This window comes from Rathayibacter sp. AY2B5 (assembly GCF_002931645.1).
Taxonomy (GTDB): domain Bacteria; phylum Actinomycetota; class Actinomycetes; order Actinomycetales; family Microbacteriaceae; genus Rathayibacter.
The window spans coordinates 1-19,801 of record NZ_PSUE01000005.1 but is presented as its reverse complement, the minus strand read 5'-3'; the positions used below and the strand labels follow the sequence as shown (position 1 = coordinate 19,801).

The following is a 19,801-nucleotide window of genomic DNA, read 5'->3' as shown; positions in this document are numbered from 1 at the left end:
CACCTCCGCCGGCGAGTCGCGCGCCGGAGCGGCATCTCGCGGGGAGGGGGCGGGCGTCTCGCGGGGACCGGCCTCGTGGAAACGGGGTCAGGAGGAGGCGGGTGCGAAGACGAGGGTGCTGCCGCGGCGGGTGGCGAGGACGCCGGGGAGGTCGACGCCCTTCTGGCCGTGCCAGTCGGTGACCAGCGCGGCGACCGCCAGCGTCTGCGAGCGCGAGAGCGCGACTCCGAACTCGTTCGCCACGACCAGGCGGATGATCCGCTGCCGCAGCGCCGGCGGGTCCGCGGCGAGCCCGCGCGCGTCGACCGTGACGTGCCCCGCCTCGTCCTGGCCCACCAGCTCGAGCGCCCAGTCGAGGGCGAGCGCGTCGAGCGCGTCCCCGTCCTCCCGCAGCTGCTCGGCCGTGCGCGCCAGAGCCTGGGCCACTCCCGGCCCGAGCTCGTCCTCCAGCACGGGCAGCACGCGGTTCCGCACCCGAACCCGCGAGTAGCGGGGGTCGTCGTTGTGCGGGTCGTCCCACGGCACGAGCCCCTGGTCGGCGCAGGCGAGGCGGGTCGTCTCGCGGCGCAGTCCCAGAATAGGCCGACGCAGCGGCCCGCTCACCGGCGCCATCCCGTGCAGCGAGGCCGCACCGGCTCCTCGTGCCAGGCCCAGCAGCACCGTCTCGGCCTGGTCGTCGAGGGTGTGGCCCAGGAGGATCGCGGCGGCGCCCGTCGCGGTCAGCGCGTCGTCGAAGGCGCGGTAGCGCGCGCTGCGGGCGGCCGCCTCCGGTCCGCCCTCGGCGGACACCGTCACCACCTCGCGCAGCACCGGCGCGAGCCCCAGCCCGTGCGCCTGCTCCGCGGCCCGCCGCGCGACCTCCGCCGACGCATCCTGCAGCCCGTGGTCGACGATCACCGCGCCGGCCCGCCTCCCGCCCCGCGGGGCCTCGAAGGCGACCGCCGCCGCGAGCGCGAGCGAGTCCGCTCCCCCGCTCAGCGCGACCAGCACCAGCGCTCCGGGGGCGAGCCCGTCGAGGCTCTCGCGCACCGCCCGCCGCAGATCGGCGACGGCGGGGGTCAGGCGGGGGCGATCGGGCACATCAAGTAACGTAATGCCAGCGATCCGCCCCTCCCGCGCGCGCACCCGCGCGAGCGATCCGGAGGCCGATCCGTCCGCCGATGCGCCGCTCACGGCGCCACCGACTCAAGGAGAGAGCATGGCCGCATACGACGTCGTCGTCGAGATCCCCAAGGGGAGCCGCAACAAGTACGAGGTCGACCACGAGACCGGTCGCGTCTACCTCGACCGCGTGCTCTTCACCTCCTTCGTCTACCCGACGGACTACGGGTACTTCGAGAACACCCTCGGCCTCGACGGCGACCCCGTCGACGCGCTGGTGCTGCTCGAGTACCCCGTCTTCCCGGGCGTGGGCGTCTCCGTCCGCCCGGTCGGCGTGCTCAACATGAGCGACGAGGCCGGCTCCGACGCGAAGGTGATCGTGGTCCCCGCGAAGGACCCGCGCTGGCAGCACATCCAGGACATCGGCGACGTCCCGGAGCAGACGAAGAACGAGATCAAGCACTTCTTCGAGCGCTACAAGGACCTCGAGCCCGGCAAATGGGTCAAGGTCGACGCGTGGGGCGACGCCGCCGAGGCGGAGCAGATCGTCCAGGACGGCATCAAAAAGCTGGCCGAAGAGGGTCACTGACCCCTCGCATCAACGAAGGAACCCCCTCCCGTCGTCTCGACAGGAGGGGGTTCTCTCGTTGTGCTGTGCGGCCGCGGCTCAGGCGGCCGGGCGGCCGACCATGCCGGCGGGCGTGCCCCAGGTGTTCCAGATGCGCACGGGCTTGCCGTAGTCGGCGGCCTCGATGATCTGGTTGTTCCCGAGGTAGATGGCCACGTGGTAGTAGTCCCCGCCGCCACCCCAGAAGATCAGGTCGCCGCGCTGGCGCTGGCTGTAGGGGACGAGCTTGCCGGCGCCGGCCATGGTGTTGTACTGGTTCGTCGCCGAGTGGGTGCCGATGTAGATGCCCGAGGACGCGTACGAGGCCTTGGTGAGGCCCGAGCAGTCCCACTGGTCCGGGCCCATGCCGCCGAGGACGTACTCCTCGCCGAGCTGAGCCATCGCGTACGAGATCGCGTTCTCGACGGCGCCGCTGGTCGGCACCAGGACCGGAGCGGTCACCGGCTGCGGGAGCGGCTGAGCCGCCGGCTGGGCGACCGGCTGAGCAGCGGGCTGGGCCGGAGCAGGAGCGGGCTGCTGCTGCGCGGGCTGCGGCGCGGCGGGCTGCGGGAGGGACGCGGTCTGACGCGACGGGGCGGCGGTGTCGGCCTGCGCCGAGGACTGCTGCTGGGCGGAGCGGGCGGTGGACTGCGCCTGAGCGGCGGCCTCCGCCTCGGCCTGCGCCTGGGCGGCGGCCTCGTCGGCCTGGCGCTTCTGCTCGCCCGCGAGGTACTGGGTCTCGGCCTCGACCGAGGAGTCCTTCAGCAGAGCGAGCTGGGCGACCAGCTCCTGCGACTTCTCCTCCTGCGCCGAGAGCGACGCGCGGGCCGACTCGGCGGCGGCGTCGGCGTCCTTGCGCGCGGCGTCGGCCTCGTCCGAGAGCGCCTGGTGCTCGGTGACAGCGCGGTCGGCCTGGTCGCCGAGCGACTCCGCGTTCTGCTTGTCGGCGAGGGCGTCGGCGTAGACCTTCTGCGACTGCTCCGAGAGCTGCGACATCGCGCCTAGCTGGTAGAGCAGGTCGCCCGCGTCCTTGCCCTTGGCCACGAGGCTGGCGGAGAGGTCGCCGCCGGCGGCGCGAGAGAGGTGCGCGGCCAGCAGGCCGGCGCGCATCTTCGAGGTCTGGGCCTTGGCGGAGGCGGTGGTCGCCTTCTCCTCGAGGTCGACGACGGCCTTCGCAGCGGCGTCGAGCGCCTCCTTGGCCTGGCGCCAGGCCTCGGCCTTCTTCATCGCGGTGATCGACTTCTCGTCGACCGCGGTCTGCAGGCTCGCGATGAGGCCGGTGATCGAGTCGATCTCGGCCTGCTTGCTCGCCTCGTCCTTCTTGGCGTTCTGCACGTCGTCCCACGAGGGGTACTTCGCGTCGTCGGCGAGGGCCGGGGTGATGCCGAGGGACGCGGTGACCGCCGTGACCGCGAAGGCGGCGGAGATGACGAGCGGGAGGCGGCCCTTCCAGGCGCGCTCCCGGGGTGCCGGGGTGAAGGTGCGTGCGGTCGTCTGTGCGTCAGCCAAGGGTGACTCCTCGTTGGGCCATGAAAGGTTGGGCGTCGACGGCGGAGCCGTTGACGCGGGTCTCGAAGTGCAGGTGGCAGCCGGTGGACGCGCCGGTCGAGCCGACGGCGGCGATCTGCTCGCCCGCCTGGACCTGCTGGCCGACGCGGACGTAGATCCCGCCGGACATGATGTGGGCGTATCCGGTGCTGATGCCGCTGCCGTGGTCGATCAGCACCCAGTTGCCGTAGGTACCGTTGGGGCCCGCGTAGGAGACGGTGCCGCTGTGCGCCGCGAAGATCGGGATGCCGCAGCCGCCCGCGAGGTCGGTGCCGCGGTGGTACGAGCCGGAGGATCCTCCGCCGGTCGAGATGCTGTCGCGCGGGCCGAAAGTGCCGGTGATGCGGCCCCCGGCAGGGCGGACCCAGCCGGAGTCGCTGACGGCGCTGGAGCCGCCGCCGCCCGAGGGGGCGACGTACCCGCCGCCGCCACCGCTTCCGCCGCTGGACGCGGCTGCGGCCCGGGCGGCCTCGCGGCGCGCGGCCTCGGCCTGGGCGGCGGCCTGACGGGCGGCCTCCTCCTCGGCGAGCTTCCGGAGGCGCTCGGCCTCGCGGGCGGCGACGCCGGCCTCGTACTCGGCCACGGTCTTCGACTCGGTGTCGCGGAGCGCGGCGAGCTGCTGCTCGAGCACGACGCTCTGCTCCTGCTGCTCGGCGAGCGCGGCCTCGGACGCCTCCTGGGCGGCGGTCGCCTCGGCCAGCTTCTGCTCGGCGGCGACGCGGAGGCGCTCGCGCTCCGTCTGCGCGACCTCGGCCTGGTCGGCGAGGGAGGACGCGGTGTTGCGGGCGGTGCTGGCCTGCTCGTAGATCGCGGAGGAGCGCTCGACCAGCTTGGTCATGCTCCCGATCTTCGACAGCAGCTGGTCGGCCTGGCCGGCCTTCTGGTCGAGGAAGATGTTGACGGACAGGTCGGTGCCGGTGCTGCGGTAGAGCTGCGCGGCGAGCAGGCCCGCCTGCTGCGAGGCCTTGTCGGCCTCCTCGGCGCTGGCGGCGGCCCGGTCCTCGAGCTTCTTCGACTGGTCCGAGGCCTCGTCGAACGCCTGCTGAGCGGCGAAGTGCTCGTCGCCGCGCTGCTGCGCGAGCTGCTGGGCGGAGGCGACCTCGCTCTGGAGGTCGCCGATCAGGGACGTGATCCGGTCGACCTGAGCGGCCGCGGCGGCGGTGTCGCCCTTCGCCGCCTCGACGTCGGCCCACGACGGGTACTCGACCGCCTGGGCGGGAGTGGCGACGAGCAGGCCGGCGACGAGCGCGACGACGGCGGAGGCCAGGGCAGCACCTCGGAGTCGCCCGAGTCGCGGCGCGCCGGGGAGGCGGGCGGAACGCGGACGGCGCAGGGAGTGGGGCATGGGACCTCGGGGATAGGGGGCCCTCCCTCCGCGGCGGTGCGGCTCCGGCGCGCGGGTGGGGGGAAGAGCGATTCCGCCCCACCCTAACCGCGGCCCTGCCCGATCTCCTAGACCCGGGTCAACCCCGGACGGGGTGCACGCCGCCTGCGGAACCGTCGATTTTGCATCCTGCGCCGCGGCCCCCTATGCTTGCGTGTCGGTAGTCATGGGGGGTCGGCCGCAGGGTCGCCCCGCGAGTCTCCGGCCCCATCGTTTAGTGGCCTAGGACACCGCCCTTTCACGGCGGCAGCACGGGTTCGAATCCCGTTGGGGTCACGGATGGGTCGGTACTACCAGCACCACCAGAAGTACCAGCACCACCGGAAAGTGCGCCGGCTCGAGAGGGTCGGGGCGTGAAAATAGAACAGCCTCGAAGGCAGTATGCTTGTCTTCGCAACGAGGCCCTGTAGCGCAGTTGGTTAGCGTGCCGCCCTGTCACGGCGGAGGTCGCGGGTTCAAGTCCCGTCAGGGTCGCAAAGAGGCCCTTCCGAGAGGAAGGGCCTTTTTCAGGAGATCACCTCTCCAGCGACATCACGTCGCAACGGCTCTGTAGCTCAGTTGGTAGAGCGCACGACTGAAAATCGTGAGGTCACGGGATCGACGCCCGTCGGAGCCACTGTCCCGTTCCCAGGCTTCTACTGGGTTCGGGACTTCTTTTTTCCCCGGAGTGACGCGGATCTGCATGGCTCTACGCCTCCCCGGCGGCGGGCGTGAGCGGGCTCCGGAGTTGACCCTCCGACTGGCGGGCGTACAGCGCACTCAGGGCTACTGCCCCACGCTTCGCAGCCTCGTTCCGCGTGTCCGCATACTGCTGCGTCACGACGAGTGTCGAGTGACTGAGGATCGCTTGCACGTCCGGCGCTGACAAGCCCGCGAGGAAGAGCATGACCGCGGCCGTGTGCCGAAGGTCATGCCAGTGCAGAGGCGGCTCCTCCGGAGGGAACGACTTGACGGAGTCTCTGACGTCGAACCAGTTCAACGCACGGCTCAGGTTCTTCGAGCTGATGTAGCCACCGCGCGGCCCGGGGAACACCAGGTCCCAGGGGCCCTTGTCCGCGACTGCTTCAACGAGGATCGGGACAAGCGGGGCAGGCAAGGGCACTGTCCGCCCGCGTCGCCCCTTGGTCGGGCCGACGACCAGCTCACCACTGAAACCGGGCGACGCAGTGCGGACCACTCTGATCGTTCGCGCGTCCCAGTCGATGTCGGACACTCTGAGCCCGGCAACCTCGCCGACGCGACATCCGGTGTAGAGCAAGGCGAGCACGAACCGTCGATATGGGCCGCTCGGCGGCAGAACGTTCAGGAGCAGGCCGATTTCGGCGGCCGACAGAGCGCGGGACGCCGGATCGGGCTGCTGCACGCGAGGACGTTCCACTCCGATGCACGGGTTCGATGCGAGGACTCCCCCTTTGACCGCCACACGGCAGATCGCGGACAGCACCGCCAGCGCATCGATGCGCGTGGACCAAGACCCGGACCAGCTGCTGAACGCTTCCTCGACCTCGAGGGTTGTGATGTCCGTGAGTTCGCGATGCTCGAAAGTGGGAGCGACCCGCTGACGCCACGCCACCATGTAGCCGCCCCCAGTTCGCCCACTCACCTTGCTGAGCACAGTCGAGCGGTATCGCTCGAAGAACTCTCCTAATGTCGGCACTTCCACCGCTTTCGCGTTCGCTAACGCTTGCACGCTAGCACGTCGCGTTAGCGAGCGCTAACGCGAACATCAGAGCGAACGTCGGAGGGTGTCGGTAACCTCGTGCGCATGGCAGATGACCCCGCGGAGCAGCCGATCAATCAGATCGACGAGGTGGAGCTACGCGACATCGGCAGGAACCTCGTAGAGCTCGCGGAGCGACTCCGGCGAGCGGGGGCGCTGATCGAGACGCGTCAGATCGCCCCTCTCGGCCCGCTCTACCACGACGCCAGCGGGCGGGAGATGACCGATGAAGAGGTAACGGCGGAGAACACCAGCACTCGTGTGGCGTTCCGCGACGCTCTGAACGCCATGCGCGATTTCCGACGTGGCTACAACCGTTGGGAGCGCCTTACAGCCGAGTACGCCCTCACCCGCATGAACTACAGCCAGCGGGACGCCGCGAGCGAACTAGGAGTGGCAGCGAGCACCATCAACCGTTGGGCGCAGCACCCGCTCCCCATCGAGGACTACAGCTAGGGGCTGCTCTCCCGAAATCTTCTACACAGGATCAAGAGCGCCGCAGGAATCCCGCGAACTGAGCGTGCCGCTTCAACGTCGTTCGTATCGCATCTTTGATGCTTGACGGACGAGTGCCTTCCGTTGAAAAAACCTTCAACTCCACGATGCACACCGATTGGGCACTGGCCGGGCGATCGACAGCAATATCTGCCCGCACAGCAGCGTGAGGCGAGCGGAGCTCTCGCTCATACCCAGCAGTCAGGCCACTCAACTCAATGCACTTCGCGAGTCGACGGCCCAATTTGGTGGGCTGTGTCGTAATTCCACCTTCGTACCATTCTCTAGCCGCTGACGCGCGAGTGGACTCACGTTCCCGCATCGGTGCATAAGTGGTCGGATTCCAAGACTCCGAGATGATGGAGTAGAAGTGCGTATGAGTGAACTGTTCAACGTATGAGTCACCGGGGACAAAGTCCGGGTCGTCAAGATTCCTACACAAAGGCTTAATATCGGCAACGGCAATCGGCACCAGCCGAACGTCAAAGTAGAGCCGAGCACGGTTCAGCTCGGCGAGGGGCAGCGTTCGTCGATCATCAGCGTTCAATTCGCGATAAAACGCGTCCCAGTTAAGCTTGTAACCGTCACGCGGATTGGTGAATGCGGAAACACGCGTAATCCGATGCCCATCTGTCACCGGCCAAAGCATCACAACCTGATACTGGGAAAGGTCCTGCAGCCCGGACTGCTGTTGGCCAAGACGCGCACCGACAGCCTCGATCGTCGCGCCGAGCGTAGCGGCCTGATCAGCCATATCGACGATGTCAGCCTGGAGGATTTCATAGTCGGCTAACGGCTGGCCGTTGTGGAACGCGAAGGTATCCTCAACAATGCTCGGCCAATCATCCTCGTCCGGGCCCTGAAGTTCGAAGTCGGCTCTGAGAAGTATCCGCTCGTTCCGACTCGTGGCTGCGGATAGTGCCGCCTGAAAATCACGATTCGTCGTCAGCCAAAGAAACATGACGGGAAGCTCGCGAAGCTCGTTCCGATCCATCAGGCTCAGCCGCTCAACAAATTGGGTTGGAATCGACGAGCGCTCGGCAACTGTTTCCTCATACTGGTCAATCACCGCAATCAGCAACGCCGGATGATCACGTCGTCCATACGCGTCGCGTAGCTCCTCGAGAAGCGCTGACGATGAAGCTAGAGCTTGCCTAGTAAGTACAACGACCCGCGATTCAGGAAGGTGCGTCCCCAATTCCCGAGCCGCCGAGCTTTTCCCGGACCCGCTTCGACCAAAAATCGGAAGGAACCGGATACCGCCAGAGATATCCATCGAGCTCTTGCCGCTACGCACGAGATCGATAAGCTGACGATTCGGTTTCAAGCTGCCGCGATAGGCAACGTCTAAGTCCTCGTAGCGGGAAGGGAGCCTCACGTTCATGCGCGCCAGCCTAGCGGGGCTGCTGCCGCCCTCCGCGCTGTGCGCTCCGGTTGCCCTCGACATCGTGATCCGCCAGCACAGACGAGGGCCCTGAGCGGTGGCGGGGAGGGCGCTCGCGTGCCGCAGGCGGCACCGCTACGGGTCCTCCCCACCACCACTCAGGGCGTCTCGTCTGACGCCCTTACGGGCACGCCGCTCGTGCGTACAGCCACGAGCGGGACTGCGGACAATTCAGGGAAGATAACTCGAAAGGTGTCCAAAGCAGCTTCGGACGTCTGGACGATGCCGGAAACCCCGCCCACGATTTCACCTTCTCGACCTAGTGCTTCGCGTACTTTGATGTCCCAGTACGGCTGCGGATTACCAACCAGGTGACAGCGACTATTCGGCAATTGCGAGCACTCCTTTCATGGCGCGGATCCATCCCGCGCAACCAACTCGCGACGCGAGCGCGCCGCGAGGTCCTCGAGGGCCGCCGGCGCCGCGGTCGGTCGGCCCGCTCCGCCGTCGTCTGTCGGGCGCGCGTCCCACCACGCCCGGCGTAGCTGGCGCTGGACCGTCCTCGTCAGGCCGGTAAACGACCAGCCGGTCCTTTTGACCGTCCGCCGCGATGCGCTGACGATCTGTGACCGTGACCCGTGCCTCTGATGCACGAGGCTGGAGCAGTCCTGGGGCGTGCAATCACGCGCGCAGCGCATCTGCCGCGCGGCCTGCCCGAGCGCGGCTTGATGCCTCCACACCTCAACCGGAACTGCGTCCGCATCGGACGCCACGTCTTTGAGGACGTAGTTCAGGGCCTTGGAGAGATACCAGATCGTCTTCGCGCCGTCGCCGTCAGCTCGGAACGCCTTGCAGTCTGCTTGAGCGCCCCACTCCACCAGGTACCCGTCAATGCGTGATACCGCAGTCGCCGTCCGCGCCGCATCACGGAGCGTGTCCTGGTCCGGTGCTTCAAAGCGCTTGATTCGCACCAGTGCGTGCACGTGCAGGACTCCTCGGTCCTGCCACTCGCGGACGATGAAGTACTCGAGCGAGTCCCACCTGTCGCGTATCCGCCGCCGCGTGCGGTCCCACAGCAGCCCCGCGTCCCGGTTCCAAGCGACCTGACCCGCGTAGTCGTAGCTGCCAGTGTCAAGCGGGACACCACGGAGTCCGGCATCCGACGCGTCGTGCACGCTGCCGCAGCGGCAGTTCGCACTGCCCTCGCGGGGCACTCGGTGCACGCCGCCGAACGATGGAGCGGTGAGCGTCAGCAGGTAGAAGCGGTAATGCTCGACCGGTCCGTCAAAAACACCCGAGCGTGCAATCGCTGCCCAGTCACTGCGGTACAGCTCCGCGCACGAACCGCACTTGCTCCTGATCCTCGAACCACACCGAACCCAGACGTCCGTGGCGGTCTTGATCGGTGCCCCGCACCCACGAGCGAGCACAGCCGCGCGCGCGGTGTTGTCTTCCGATGTGCGCTCCGTCACATCGACACCGCAGCGGCAGTACGCCTGAAAATCGTGAGGTCACGGGATCGACGCCCGTCGGAGCCGCTGGAACCCTCGCCTAGCTTCTACATGGCGGGGGTTTCTTCGTACCCGGAGGTCCCCGCCGCCGCGATCCGCGACGTGCGCCCGTCCTGCCGATCCGGACCGCGCCGAGCAGTGACTGCGGCCCGGATCCCGTCCAGGCGGTCTGCGTAGGCTGGCCCGGCCATGCAACCCGACGCCTTCCCGCCGCCCGATCCCGCGACGCTCGCGCCCGACTCCGCTGCGACGACGTCGTGGCCGGCCGAGCCCATCCCCTCGGTCCACGCGCCCTACTCCTCCCTCCTCTACCTGCCCGATCCTCGGGTCCGCTGGGGCCTGCCGACCGCCGTGCTCACGATCGTCGGGATCGTCCTGCCGCTGGCCGTGCTCATCCTGCTGTTCGGGTTCGGCGTGCTCCCCTACTCCGCCGGACTCGCCTTCGCGGGGGCGCTCGCGAGCTACCTCGTCGCGCTGATCGTCCCGTTCGCGGCGTCTCGGCTGCGCGGGCTGGGCACGATGGCGGCCGACTTCGGGCTGCGGTTCCGCTGGATCGACGTGCCCATCGGGATCGGGCTCGGCATCGCGGTGCGCGTCGTGATCCTGTTCGTGCTCGCCGCGTTCGCTCCGCTCCTCCAGGACGCGCAGGGGAACCTCGACATCGACCCCGATCCGCTGTGGTTCGTGCTGAGCTCGGTCCTCATCCCCGTCGTCGTCGCGCCGCTGGTCGAGGAGGTCCTCTGCCGCGGCGTCGTGATGCGCGCGGTGCGGAACCGGATGCTCCGGGGCTCCGCGGAGTCGGCGCCGCCCACCCGCGGCCGCCGGGTCTGGGCGATGGTGTTCAGCATCCTGGCGTCCACGGCGGTCTTCGCCCTGCTGCACGGGCACCAGATGGTGAACCCGGCGACGATCGTGACGCTCGGCGTGACCACGGTCACCGCGGGACTCGCGCACGGCTGGATCGCGACGATCACCGGGCGGCTCGGAGCGGCGATCGTCTCGCACGCGACGCTGAACGGCTCCGCGGTGCTGCTGCTGGCGCTGCTGCCGCTGCTGACTCCGTAGGGAGATCTCGAGACGCCCGTTGCGCGGGCTGCTCGATCGGCAGGAGTCGGGGCGGCCCGATCGCGGGCGTGGGGCGGCGTGTCAGACGTCGTAGGTGCGCGCGCCGGGCAGCGGGCCGCGGACCTGGCGGTGCAGGCGCTCCATGTCGGCGTCGAGGGTGGCGGCGGTGCGGGCCGCGTCGGCGAGGCCGTCGAGGAGCTCCTGCGGGACCTGCCGGTCGTACTTGTAGTAGATCTTGTGCTCCAGGCTCGCCCAGAAGTCCATCGCGATGGTCCGGAACTGCACCTCGACGCAGACGTCGACGGATCCGCCGGAGAGGAACACGGGCACCTCGACGATCGCGTGCAGGCTCTTGTAGCCGTTCTCCTTCGGCTCGGCGATGTAGTCCTTCACCTCGAGCACCGTCACGTCGGACTGCGAGGTGAGCAGGTCGAAGACGCGGTAGACGTCCGAGACGAAGCTGCAGGTGATCCGCACGCCGGCGATGTCGGTGATCGCGTCGGCGATGCCCTCGAAGGTCGTCTCGCAGCCCTTGCGCTCGATCTTCTCGATCAGGCTGTCGGCCGACTTGAGCCGGCTCGTGACGTGCTCGATCGGGTTGTACTCCTGCAGCTCGCGGAACTCCTCCTGCAGGATCGACACCTTCGTGACGATCTCGTCCATCCCGAACTTGTACTGGAGCATGAAGCGCGCGAAGTCGTCGCGCAGGGCGCGGATCTCGGCGACGGTGGTGGCGTCGAGCGCTTCGGCGACGGCGTCCGTCAGCGGAGGGACGGCGTGCGCGGGTTCGGGGATGCGGGATTCCACAGTCGGACACCCTACGCGCGGAGTCGTTCGAGACCGGTGGGAGGCGCCCGGCCTAGCCTGGGAGCGTGATCACCGAGCCCCGCCCGCTGCGCTTCTGCGCGTTCGTCATGAACACCGCCTCCCACATCCAGCACGGCCTCTGGCGCCACCCCGACGCCCGGCAGCACGAGTTCGACGACGTGCAGCTCTGGGTCGACCTCGCCCGGACGCTGGAGCGCGGCCGCTTCGACGCGATGTTCTTCGCCGACGTGGCGGGGCTCTACGGTCCGGCGGACGGCGACTGGGACGTCAACGCCCGCGAGGGGCTGCAGCTGCCCAGCAACGACCCGTCCGTGCTGCTCTCGGCCCTGGCGGTGAGCACCGAGCACCTCGGCTTCGCGTTCACGAGCTCGGTGCTGCAGTCGCATCCGTTCGACTTCGCCCGCAAGGTCTCGACCCTCGACCACCTCTCGAAGGGGCGGATCGCCTGGAACATCGTCACCAGCGCCCTCGACGGCGCGGCCCGCAACTTCGGCTACGACCGGCTCGAGGAGCACGACGAGCGCTACGCCTGGGCGCAGGAGTACCTCGACGTGGTCTACAAGCTGTGGGAGGGCTCGTGGGACGACGGCGCGCTCCTGCGCGACAAGAGCGGCTCCTTCGCCGACCCGGCGCGCATCCACCGCATCGACCACGTCGGGAAGCGCTACCGCGTGCAGGGGCCGCACCTCTCGGCTCCGTCCCCCCAGCGCACGCCCGTGCTCTTCCAGGCCGGCTCCTCCCCCGCGGGCCGGCGCTTCGCCGCGCGGAACGCGGAGGCGCAGTTCGTGTTCTCGGGGTCGCCGGAGAAGACCCGCGAGCTGATCGAGGACACGCGGGCCCTCGCCGCGGCGGCCGGTCGCGGAGCGGGTGCGCCCTCCTTCTACCTGGGGCTCTCCTTCATCACCGGCGACACGGAGGAGGAGGCGCGCCGCGCCGAGCGCGAGATCGACGAGTACCTCTCCTCGGACGCGTTCCTCGTGCACTCGAACCTCGGCTTCGACCCGGCGACGGGCGAGAAGCTCGACCCCGACCTGCCGCTCTCGGCGATCGAGACCTACGCCGGCCAGAGCCACCTGCAGTGGATCCGCGACGCCTCCCCCGACCGCGAGCCGACCGTCCGTGATCTGGCCCGGCTCTCGGCGAAGCTGCGCGGACGGGTCGTCGGCACTCCCGAGCAGATCGCCGACCACCTGGCGGGCTGGCGCGACGCGGGGATCGACGGGATCAACGTCGTCAACTGGATCCTGCCCGGCAGCTACGAGGAGTTCGTCGACCGGGTGATGCCGGTGCTCCAGGAGCGGGGCCTCGCGCAGACCGAGTACGCCGAGGGGACGCTGCGCCGCAAGCTGTTCGGGACGGACGAGCTGCCGGCGACGCACCCGGCGCGGGCGTACCGCGGGGCGTACGCGGGCTGAGCCGTCGCGGGCCGGGCTCTGCGCGTCCACTGCCCCTGCACCGGCTGCCCGCCCCGCCCCGCGCTCTCCGCCGAGCGGGGGACGCGAGGGCGGGCGCGGCTCCGTAGCGTCGAGGGATGATCCAGACCTGGGGAGTCCTGACCGCGCTGTACGGAGTCGTCGTGACGGCCGTCGCGGTGCTCGCGATCGTGCTGCTGGTGCTGCTGTGCCGCCTGGTGCTCGCCGCGCGCGAGAACCTGCAGGCCTCGACGCGGCTGCGCGAGCTGCAGATCGAGCGGATGCTTCTCGAGGACGAGTAGCGGACGCGCGTCGCCGGCCGCGACCAGGTCTCCTCAGCGAGGAGCACTCGCGGCCGACGACGCGCGGACCGGTCAGGGCAGAGCGGGTCGCGCCTCCGGTCGGGGCGCCCGCGGGATGAGCAGGCCGAGGGCGACGGCGACCAGCGCTCCGATCGCGCCGATCACGAACGTGGTCTCGAAGCCCTGCGAGCTCGGCAGCTGCACGTCGCCGACCGACACGGTCAGCTGCGCGAGCACGCCCGCGGTCACGGCGGAGGAGAGCGTCGTGCCGAGGGTGCGCATCAGCGAGTTCAGCCCGTTCGCGGCGGCGGTCTCCGAGGCGGGGACGGCGTGCATGATGAGCGTCGGCATCGCGGCGTAGGCGAGGCCCAGGCCGACGCCGATGAGGGCGTTGATCACCAGGATCTGCCACACCTCGCCGCCGAACGGGAGGATCAGCAGGTACGAGACCGCGATCAGCCCGGAGCCGGCGATCAGCACGAGCCGCGGCCCGGACTGCGCCGAGAGGCGGGCGGCGAGCGGGGACGTCGCCATCATCGCCAGGCCCGAGGGGGCGAGCACGAGGCTCGCCACGATCAGGCTCAGGCCGAAGCCGACGCCCGACGCGGCGGGCAGCTCGAGGCGCTGCGGCAGGGTGATCTGGGCGCCGAAGAACGCGAAGCCGACCGCCACCGAGGCGAGGTTGGTGAAGAGCACGGCGGGGCGGGCGGCCACCCGGAGGTCGACGAGCGGGCTCTCCTGCCGCAGCTCGTACCAGCCCCAGAGGAGCAGGACTGCGATGCCGCCGAGGCCGGAGCCCAGGATCGCGGGGCTCGTCCAGCCGGAGTCGTTGCCGCGCGAGACGGCGATCAGCACGCCGCTCAGTCCGAGGGCGAGGCCGATCGTGCCGACCACGTCGAAGGTGCCGGGCGAGCGCAGCGTCGACACCGGTACGACCAGGAGGACGAGGACGATGTCGAGGACGCCGAGGCCCGCGGACATCCAGAACAGGACGTGCCAGTCGGTGTTCTGCGCGATGAGGGCGCTGAGCGGCAGGCCGAGCGCGCCGCCGATGCCGAGGGTCGCGCTGACCAGGGCGATCGCACCGGGGAGCCGGTCGCGGTGGAGGGTGTCGCGGAGGATCGAGATGCCGAGCGGGATGACGCCCATCACCGCGCCCTGGAGGGCCCGGCCCACGACCAGCGTCCATACGTCACCCGCGAAGGCGCAGACGATCGAGCCGATCACGAGCACGACCAGCGCGGCCACGGCCATCCGCCGCTTGCCGTAGAGGTCGCCGAGGCGGCCCGAGACCGGGGTGAGGATGCAGGCGCTCAGCAGCGTCGCGGTGATCACCCACGCGGTCTCGGTGCGGTCGGCGCCGAGCAGCGTCGGCAGCTCGGACTGGATCGGGACGACCAGCGTCTGCATGAAGGAGGCGCTCATCCCCGCGAAGGCGAGGACGGCGGTGATGAGGCGCGGGTCCGGCGAGCGGGTCAGGGAGCGTCTGTCGGAGTCGGGCACGGCTGTCCTTCGTGTCGGCGGCGGACGCGCACCCGGACCGCGGCGGCGGGCGGGCCGTCGTCGGCGGGATCGTATCGCTCGGCTCTGCTTTCGACCGGCTCGGGGCTCAACAGCGCGGGCCGCCGCTTTGTTCCCTCCTCCTCCTTCCCGCGCGCGTCGGGCAGGACGAGGATGGGCGGATGATCGACATCGAGAGCTGGATCGCCGGCTACGAGAAGGCCTGGGCCACGGACGACGCGGCAGACGTGGCCGCACTGTTCACCGAGGACGCCGAGTACTTCACGGCGCCGCACCGCGACGCGATCACCCCGCGCGACGCGATCGTCGAGTGGTGGCTGGCGGAGGAGGAGCCCGCCGACCCGACGTTCGCGTGGGGCCTGGTCGCACTGACGGAGGAGACCGCTGTGGTGGAGGCGCGCACCGTCTACCCGGGCGACCGCACCTACCTGAACCTCTGGGTCATCCGCTTCGCCCCCGACGGGCGGGCGCGCTCGTTCACCGAGTGGTACATGGAGGAGCCGGCCGACTCCGTGTCCTGACCCGCGCGGGTCCTCATCGAGCGGCGAGGAGCGCTCAGCGGCGCCCGGTCAGAGCTGCGCGGCCGCGAAGGTGTCGCAGTCGATGGCGTCGCCCTCGAAGCCGGCCTGGAACCAGCGCTGGCGCTGCTCGGCCGAGCCGTGCGTCCACCCCTCCGGATCGACGGTGCCGGTGGCCTGCTCCTGGATGCGGTCGTCGCCGACGGCGGCCGCGGCGCCGAGCGCGTCCTGGTACTCCTGCGCCGTCACCGGCTTGAGGTAGGGCGTGCCGGTCTCGTCGGGCACCGTCGAGGCGTCGCCCACCCAGGCGCCGGCGAAGCAGTCGGCCTGCAGCTCGAGGCGCACCGAGTCCGACTCGGGGCCGGTGCCGGAGCGGTCCGCCGACTCCATCGCGCCGGTCAGGTTCTGGATGTGGTGGCCCCACTCGTGGGCGAGGATGTACATCTGCGCGAGCGATCCGCCCGAGGTGTCGAACCGGGTGCGCAGCTCGTCGAAGAAGTCGGTGTCGAGGTAGATCGTCCGGTCCGGCGGGCAGTAGAACGGGCCGACCGCGGCGGTCGCGCTCCCGCAGCCGGTGGTGGTGCTGTCCTCGAACAGGTCGACGCCGGTCGGGGTCGTGTAGGCGACTCCGAGTGTCGGCGTCTGCTCGCCCCAGTAGCGGTCGAGCGACTCCGCCGCACCCTCGAGGCGGCAGTCGACCTGCGTGTTCGCGTCGGCGCCGCTGTCGCAGGCCACCGCGGTGGAGGTGACGCCCTCCGGCGAGGACCCGCCTCCGCCGAACACCTCGCCGAGGCCCGAGAGGTTCACGCCGAGCAGCTGCGAGAGCAGCGCGAGCACGACCACGCCCACCGCGCCCCCGCCGACGGCGATGCCGGTAGTGCGGCCGCGACGGCGGACCTTGCCGCCGCTGAGCTGGGAGTCGTCGTTGAAGGTCATGCCGACGAAGCTAGCGCTCCGCGGACGGGCTCCGCTCGGGCTTGCGGTCAGCCCCAGCGCGACTCGCTGGCCGAGCGGATGATCTCGAGCAGCGCCTCGCGCAGGGGGCCGTGCTCGAGCGAGCCCGGGAACATGTCGACCTCGAGGCGGTGCGCCCGGCGCCAGGCCTCGCTGCCCACGTCGGTGAGCGCGACGAGCTGCCGGCGGCGGTCCGACGGATCCGTGGTGCGCGAGACGTGGCCCTCGCGCTCGAGGCGCTCGATGGTGCGCGACATGGTCTGCACCTCGACGTGGGCCGCGGCGGCCAGCTCCTTCTGCGCGACGGGACCCGCCTGCAGGAGGTGCAGCACGATCAGGCCGGCGTGGGTGAGGCCGATCTCGGCGAGGGCGCCGTGCCAGGCGTGCTCGACCATCCGGGAGGCGGTGGAGAGCAGCCGGCCGGTGGGCCAGTCCTCCATCCCGGAGGCGTCGTCCGCGCGCATCTGATCAGGGTAGACCCGCTCCCGGGACACGACGGCACCGGGCGCGGGACGCTCAGGCACGGGCGCCCGGACATCCCGGCCGCGAGGCGCGGACCGCCCCGCCCGTCAGGACGCGAAGCGGTCCGTCGCCTCGATCAGCGCGTCGAGGATCCCCGGCTCGTCGAAGGCGTGGCCCGCGTCGGCGATCATCCGGAAGTCGGCCTCGGGCCAGGCCCGGTGCAGGTCCCAGGCCGTGAAGGCCGGGGTGCACATGTCGTAGCGGCCCTGCACGATGACGGCCGGGATGTCGCGGAGGACGCCGGCGTCGCGGATCAGCTGCCCCTCCTCCAACCAGCCCCTGTGCACGAAGAAGTGGTTCTCGATGCGGGCGAAGGCGAGCGCGAAGACGGGATCGGACCAGTCCGCGATCAGCTCCGGCTTCTGCACGAGGGTGATGGTCGACGCCTCCCAGGTGGTCCAGGCGACGCCGGCGGGGCCGTGCACGGCGGGGTCCGCGTCGTGGAGCAGGCGGTAGTACGCCTCGATGAGGCTGCCCCGCTCGCCGGCCGGGACGACGGAGGTGTAGCCCTCCCAGAGGTCCGGGTAGACCGCGGCGGCGCCGCCCTCGTAGAACCACTCGAGCTCGGCGCGCCGGAGGGTGAAGATCCCGCGGAGGACGATCTCGCTGACCCGCTCGGGGTGGGTCTCGGCGTAGGCGAGGGCGAGGGTCGAGCCCCAGGAGCCGCCGAGCACGAGCCAGCGCTCGACGCCGAGGTGCTCGCGGAGGCGCTCGATGTCGGCGACCAGGTACCAGGTGGTGTTGGTCGAGAGGTCGGCCTCCGGCTCGCCGGCGTGCGGGGTGGAGCGGCCGCACATCCGCTGGTCGAACAGCACGATGCGGTACTTCTCGGGGTCGAACAGCCGCCGGTGGGCGGGCGAGGTGCCGGCTCCGGGGCCGCCGTGCAGGAACACGACGGGCTTGCCCTCGGGGTTGCCCGAGACCTCCCAGTAGAGCGAGTGGCCGTCGCCGACGTCGAGCATGCCGGAGTCGTGGGGCTCGATCTCGGGGTACAGAGTGCGCATGGCCCGCACCCTACCGACTGTCAGGGTCGCGGTCCGCGAGGCGGGCGGCCCGGCCCCGGAGTGGGCGGGAGCGCCCGCGTCTACCCGGCGCACCCGCCTCCCGCGGTCGTTACTGTGGAGCGGACCTGCACGCCCCCGTCGAAGGAGCCCCCATGCCCACCACTGTGCGCGGCGTCATCGCCCGGTCGAAGGGCGCTCCCGTGGAGCTCGTCGACATCGTCGTCCCCGATCCGGGCCCGGGCGAGGCCGTGGTCGACATCGAGACCTGCGGTGTCTGCCACACCGACTTCCACTACCGCGAGGGCGGGATCAGCGACGACTTCCCCTTCCTCCTCGGTCACGAGGCGGCCGGACGGGTCAGCGCGATCGGAGAGGGAGTCACCCATGTCGCGGTCGGCGACTTCGTGGTCCTCAACTGGCGCGCGGTCTGCGGCGAGTGCCGGGCCTGCACCCGGGCCGAGCCCTGGTACTGCTTCGACACCTTCAACGCGACTCAGCGGATGACCCTGGAGGACGGCACCGAGCTCAGCCCCGCCCTCGGGATCGGCGCCTTCGCCGAGAAGACCCTCGTGCACGCGAAGCAGTGCACGAAGGTCGATCCGGAGGCGGACCCCGCCGCGGTGGGCCTGCTCGGCTGCGGGATCATGGCCGGCCTCGGCGCGGCGATGAACACCGGGAACGTGACGCGCGGCGACTCCGTCGCGGTCATCGGCTGCGGAGGAGTCGGCACGGCCGCCGTGGTCGGCGCCGCTCTCGCGGGCGCCGGCACGGTCATCGCGATCGACCGGGACCCCAAGAAGCTGGTCGCGGCCGAGAAGCTCGGCGCCACGCACGTCATCGACTCCAGCGGCCTCGACGAGGCGGGCGTCGTCGCGGCGGTGCAGGCCCTGACGAACGGCTTCGGAGCGGACGTCGTCATCGACGCCGTGGGCCGCCCCGAGACCTGGCGCCAGGCGTTCTACGCCCGCGACCTCGCCGGGACCGTGGTGCTGGTCGGGGTGCCGACTCCCGAGATGACGCTCGAGATCCCCCTGCTCGACGTCTTCGGCCGCGGCGGCTCGCTGAAGTCGAGCTGGTACGGCGACTGCCTGCCCGAGCGCGACTTCCCGATGCTGACCGGCCTCTACCTCCAGGGCCGACTGCCCCTGGACGAGTTCGTGAGCGAGCGGATCGGGATCGAGGACATCGAGGAGGCCTTCGCCACGATGGCCGGCGGCGACGTGCTCCGCTCGGTGGTGGTGCTCTGATGGGCGCGCGGATCGAGCAGCTCGTCACGAGCGGCACCTTCAGCCTCGACGGCGGCACCTGGGCCGTCGACAACAACGTCTGGATCGTCGGCGACGACTCCGAGTGCGTCGTCATCGACGCCGCCCACGACGCGGACGCGATCCTCGCGGCCGTCGGCGAGCGCCGACTCCTCGCCGTGCTGCTGACCCACGGGCACGACGACCACCTCGACGCGGTCGAGGGAGTCCGCGCTGCGACCGGCGCCCCGGTGCTGCTCCACGAGGCCGACCGGATGCTGTGGGACGCCGTGCACCCCGGTACGGCCCCGAGCGGCGCCCTGGTCGACGGGCGGATCGTGCCCGTCGCCGGCGTCGAGCTCGAGGTGCGGCACACCCCGGGCCACACCCCCGGCGCCGTCTGCTTCGTCGCCGAGGCGCTCGGCACGGTGTTCACCGGCGACACGCTCTTCCAGGGCGGGCCGGGGGCCACCGGCCGCTCCTACAGCGACTTCCCGACGATCATCGACTCGATCACGGAGCGCCTGCTGACGCTGCCCGCCGAGACCGTCGTCCGGACCGGCCACGGCGCCTCGACGACGATCGGAGCGGAGGCGCCGCACCGCGAGGAGTGGTGTCGAAGGTGAAGTCCGCGAGCAGGCTCTGCGCGGGAGTGGTCGCCGCTGTCGCGGCGACGGCGAC

The 19,801-nt window shown here is 70.5% G+C and carries 19 protein-coding genes and 3 tRNA genes; 11 read left to right on the top strand and 11 right to left on the bottom strand.

Annotated features, from left to right (window positions below; genetic code table 11):
- Positions 1 to 87: 87 nt before the first annotated feature.
- Positions 88 to 1,080: a tRNA lysidine(34) synthetase TilS gene (tilS, locus tag C5C30_RS04950; RefSeq protein WP_104333284.1), complete on the bottom strand. Its 993-nt coding sequence runs from the start codon at positions 1,078 to 1,080 to the stop codon at positions 88 to 90.
- Positions 1,081 to 1,198: 118 nt separating this feature from the next.
- On the opposite strand from tilS, the gene ppa reads away from it, so the two are divergent.
- Positions 1,199 to 1,690, top strand: coding sequence for an inorganic diphosphatase (gene ppa / locus C5C30_RS04945; RefSeq protein WP_068255683.1), 492 nt, complete (start codon positions 1,199 to 1,201; stop codon positions 1,688 to 1,690).
- A gap of 78 nt (positions 1,691 to 1,768) precedes the next feature.
- On the opposite strand, the gene C5C30_RS04940 is transcribed toward ppa, so the two are convergent.
- Both C5C30_RS04940 and C5C30_RS04935 read right to left on the bottom strand, forming a co-directional pair.
- Positions 1,769 to 3,217, bottom strand: a complete 1,449-nt coding sequence (locus C5C30_RS04940; RefSeq protein WP_258063191.1) for an NlpC/P60 family protein — start codon at positions 3,215 to 3,217, stop codon at positions 1,769 to 1,771.
- Complete coding sequence (locus C5C30_RS04935; protein WP_104226018.1) at positions 3,210 to 4,601, bottom strand: peptidoglycan DD-metalloendopeptidase family protein; 1,392 nt, start codon at positions 4,599 to 4,601, stop codon at positions 3,210 to 3,212. Before C5C30_RS04935 ends, C5C30_RS04940 begins: the two co-directional genes overlap by 8 nt.
- 242 nt (positions 4,602 to 4,843) lie before the next feature.
- Here C5C30_RS04935 and C5C30_RS04930 point away from each other — a divergent pair.
- The 3 genes from C5C30_RS04930 to C5C30_RS04920 all read left to right on the top strand — a co-directional run bounded on the left by C5C30_RS04930 (position 4,844) and on the right by C5C30_RS04920 (position 5,256).
- Positions 4,844 to 4,916 (top strand) — tRNA-Glu (locus tag C5C30_RS04930).
- A gap of 124 nt (positions 4,917 to 5,040) precedes the next feature.
- Positions 5,041 to 5,114, top strand: a tRNA-Asp gene (locus C5C30_RS04925).
- Positions 5,115 to 5,183: 69 nt separating this feature from the next.
- Positions 5,184 to 5,256, top strand: a tRNA-Phe gene (locus C5C30_RS04920).
- Between the two features lie 72 nt (positions 5,257 to 5,328).
- Here the strand turns inward: C5C30_RS04920 and C5C30_RS04915 are convergent.
- Complete coding sequence (locus C5C30_RS04915) at positions 5,329 to 6,303, bottom strand: site-specific integrase (protein WP_146081482.1); 975 nt, start codon at positions 6,301 to 6,303, stop codon at positions 5,329 to 5,331.
- Between the two features lie 102 nt (positions 6,304 to 6,405).
- Between C5C30_RS04915 and C5C30_RS04910 the strand changes: the two genes are divergently transcribed.
- Entirely contained in the window at positions 6,406 to 6,816 is a 411-nt protein-coding gene (locus C5C30_RS04910) for a hypothetical protein (RefSeq protein WP_104333282.1), read from the top strand.
- Positions 6,817 to 6,847: 31 nt separating this feature from the next.
- Here the strand turns inward: C5C30_RS04910 and C5C30_RS04905 are convergent, their stop codons facing one another.
- Both C5C30_RS04905 and C5C30_RS04900 read right to left on the bottom strand, forming a co-directional pair.
- Positions 6,848 to 8,239 carry a hypothetical protein gene (locus C5C30_RS04905; RefSeq protein WP_104333343.1) on the bottom strand — a complete coding sequence of 464 codons (1,392 nt, stop codon included), beginning with the start codon at positions 8,237 to 8,239 and terminating at the stop codon, positions 6,848 to 6,850.
- Between the two features lie 407 nt (positions 8,240 to 8,646).
- Entirely contained in the window at positions 8,647 to 9,711 is a 1,065-nt protein-coding gene (locus C5C30_RS04900) for a replication initiator (protein WP_146081481.1), read from the bottom strand.
- Positions 9,712 to 9,939: 228 nt separating this feature from the next.
- Here C5C30_RS04900 and C5C30_RS04895 point away from each other — a divergent pair, with 228 nt between their 5' ends.
- Positions 9,940 to 10,815, top strand: coding sequence for a CPBP family intramembrane glutamic endopeptidase (locus C5C30_RS04895; protein ID WP_104333280.1), 876 nt, complete (start codon positions 9,940 to 9,942; stop codon positions 10,813 to 10,815).
- An 81-nt stretch (positions 10,816 to 10,896) separates the two neighbouring features.
- Here C5C30_RS04895 and C5C30_RS04890 read toward each other — a convergent pair whose 3' ends face one another.
- The gene (locus C5C30_RS04890; RefSeq protein ID WP_104234325.1) at positions 10,897 to 11,499 is read right to left on the bottom strand and encodes a GTP pyrophosphokinase family protein; all 603 of its coding nucleotides are present in this window, start codon (positions 11,497 to 11,499) and stop codon (positions 10,897 to 10,899) included.
- A 230-nt stretch (positions 11,500 to 11,729) separates the two neighbouring features.
- On the opposite strand from C5C30_RS04890, the gene C5C30_RS04885 reads away from it, so the two are divergent.
- Both C5C30_RS04885 and C5C30_RS04880 read left to right on the top strand, forming a co-directional pair.
- Positions 11,730 to 13,058 (top strand): NtaA/DmoA family FMN-dependent monooxygenase, encoded by a 1,329-nt coding sequence (locus C5C30_RS04885; RefSeq protein ID WP_374955300.1) that lies wholly within the window; start codon positions 11,730 to 11,732, stop codon positions 13,056 to 13,058.
- Positions 13,059 to 13,174: 116 nt separating this feature from the next.
- Positions 13,175 to 13,357, top strand: coding sequence for a hypothetical protein (locus C5C30_RS04880; RefSeq protein WP_104224402.1), 183 nt, complete (start codon positions 13,175 to 13,177; stop codon positions 13,355 to 13,357).
- A 72-nt stretch (positions 13,358 to 13,429) separates the two neighbouring features.
- Here the strand turns inward: C5C30_RS04880 and C5C30_RS04875 are convergent, their stop codons facing one another.
- The gene (locus C5C30_RS04875) at positions 13,430 to 14,860 is read right to left on the bottom strand and encodes an MFS transporter (RefSeq protein WP_244230520.1); all 1,431 of its coding nucleotides are present in this window, start codon (positions 14,858 to 14,860) and stop codon (positions 13,430 to 13,432) included.
- 179 nt (positions 14,861 to 15,039) lie between these two features.
- On the opposite strand from C5C30_RS04875, the gene C5C30_RS04870 reads away from it, so the two are divergent.
- Positions 15,040 to 15,399: a nuclear transport factor 2 family protein gene (locus C5C30_RS04870; RefSeq protein WP_104255526.1), complete on the top strand. Its 360-nt coding sequence runs from the start codon at positions 15,040 to 15,042 to the stop codon at positions 15,397 to 15,399.
- Positions 15,400 to 15,447: 48 nt separating this feature from the next.
- On the opposite strand, the gene C5C30_RS04865 is transcribed toward C5C30_RS04870, so the two are convergent.
- The 3 genes from C5C30_RS04865 to pip form a co-directional block, all read right to left on the bottom strand.
- Entirely contained in the window at positions 15,448 to 16,332 is an 885-nt protein-coding gene (locus C5C30_RS04865; protein ID WP_104247848.1) for a neutral zinc metallopeptidase, read from the bottom strand.
- 47 nt (positions 16,333 to 16,379) lie between these two features.
- Entirely contained in the window at positions 16,380 to 16,814 is a 435-nt protein-coding gene (locus tag C5C30_RS04860; protein WP_104247849.1) for a MarR family winged helix-turn-helix transcriptional regulator, read from the bottom strand.
- 105 nt (positions 16,815 to 16,919) lie between these two features.
- Positions 16,920 to 17,876, bottom strand: coding sequence for a prolyl aminopeptidase (pip, locus tag C5C30_RS04855; RefSeq protein WP_104224398.1), 957 nt, complete (start codon positions 17,874 to 17,876; stop codon positions 16,920 to 16,922).
- A gap of 152 nt (positions 17,877 to 18,028) precedes the next feature.
- Between pip and C5C30_RS04850 the strand changes: the two genes are divergently transcribed.
- Both C5C30_RS04850 and C5C30_RS04845 read left to right on the top strand, forming a co-directional pair.
- A complete protein-coding gene (locus C5C30_RS04850; RefSeq protein ID WP_104226021.1) occupies positions 18,029 to 19,123 on the top strand; it encodes an S-(hydroxymethyl)mycothiol dehydrogenase in 1,095 nt (364 codons plus the stop codon).
- Positions 19,123 to 19,746 carry an MBL fold metallo-hydrolase gene (locus C5C30_RS04845; RefSeq protein WP_104333279.1) on the top strand — a complete coding sequence of 208 codons (624 nt, stop codon included), beginning with the start codon at positions 19,123 to 19,125 and terminating at the stop codon, positions 19,744 to 19,746. Before C5C30_RS04850 ends, C5C30_RS04845 begins: the two co-directional genes overlap by 1 nt.
- The last annotated feature ends 55 nt before the right edge of the window (positions 19,747 to 19,801 follow it).

Coding starts and splice junctions, on each gene's coding strand:
- C5C30_RS04905 (WP_104333343.1), bottom strand. CDS start 8,239: ATGAACGTGAGGCTCCCTTCCCGCTACGAGGACTTAGACGTTGCCTAT.
- C5C30_RS04895 (WP_104333280.1), top strand. CDS start 9,940: ATGCAACCCGACGCCTTCCCGCCGCCCGATCCCGCGACGCTCGCGCCC.
- C5C30_RS04850 (WP_104226021.1), top strand. CDS start 18,029: ATGCCCACCACTGTGCGCGGCGTCATCGCCCGGTCGAAGGGCGCTCCC.
- C5C30_RS04890 (WP_104234325.1), bottom strand. CDS start 11,499: ATGCTCCAGTACAAGTTCGGGATGGACGAGATCGTCACGAAGGTGTCG.
- C5C30_RS04885 (WP_374955300.1), top strand. CDS start 11,730: ATGAACACCGCCTCCCACATCCAGCACGGCCTCTGGCGCCACCCCGAC.
- C5C30_RS04870 (WP_104255526.1), top strand. CDS start 15,040: ATGATCGACATCGAGAGCTGGATCGCCGGCTACGAGAAGGCCTGGGCC.
- C5C30_RS04845 (WP_104333279.1), top strand. CDS start 19,123: ATGGGCGCGCGGATCGAGCAGCTCGTCACGAGCGGCACCTTCAGCCTC.
- C5C30_RS04910 (WP_104333282.1), top strand. CDS start 6,406: ATGGCAGATGACCCCGCGGAGCAGCCGATCAATCAGATCGACGAGGTG.
- ppa (WP_068255683.1), top strand. CDS start 1,199: ATGGCCGCATACGACGTCGTCGTCGAGATCCCCAAGGGGAGCCGCAAC.
- C5C30_RS04865 (WP_104247848.1), bottom strand. CDS start 16,332: ATGACCTTCAACGACGACTCCCAGCTCAGCGGCGGCAAGGTCCGCCGT.
- C5C30_RS04935 (WP_104226018.1), bottom strand. CDS start 4,601: ATGCCCCACTCCCTGCGCCGTCCGCGTTCCGCCCGCCTCCCCGGCGCG.
- C5C30_RS04880 (WP_104224402.1), top strand. CDS start 13,175: ATGATCCAGACCTGGGGAGTCCTGACCGCGCTGTACGGAGTCGTCGTG.
- C5C30_RS04860 (WP_104247849.1), bottom strand. CDS start 16,814: ATGCGCGCGGACGACGCCTCCGGGATGGAGGACTGGCCCACCGGCCGG.
- pip (WP_104224398.1), bottom strand. CDS start 17,876: ATGCGCACTCTGTACCCCGAGATCGAGCCCCACGACTCCGGCATGCTC.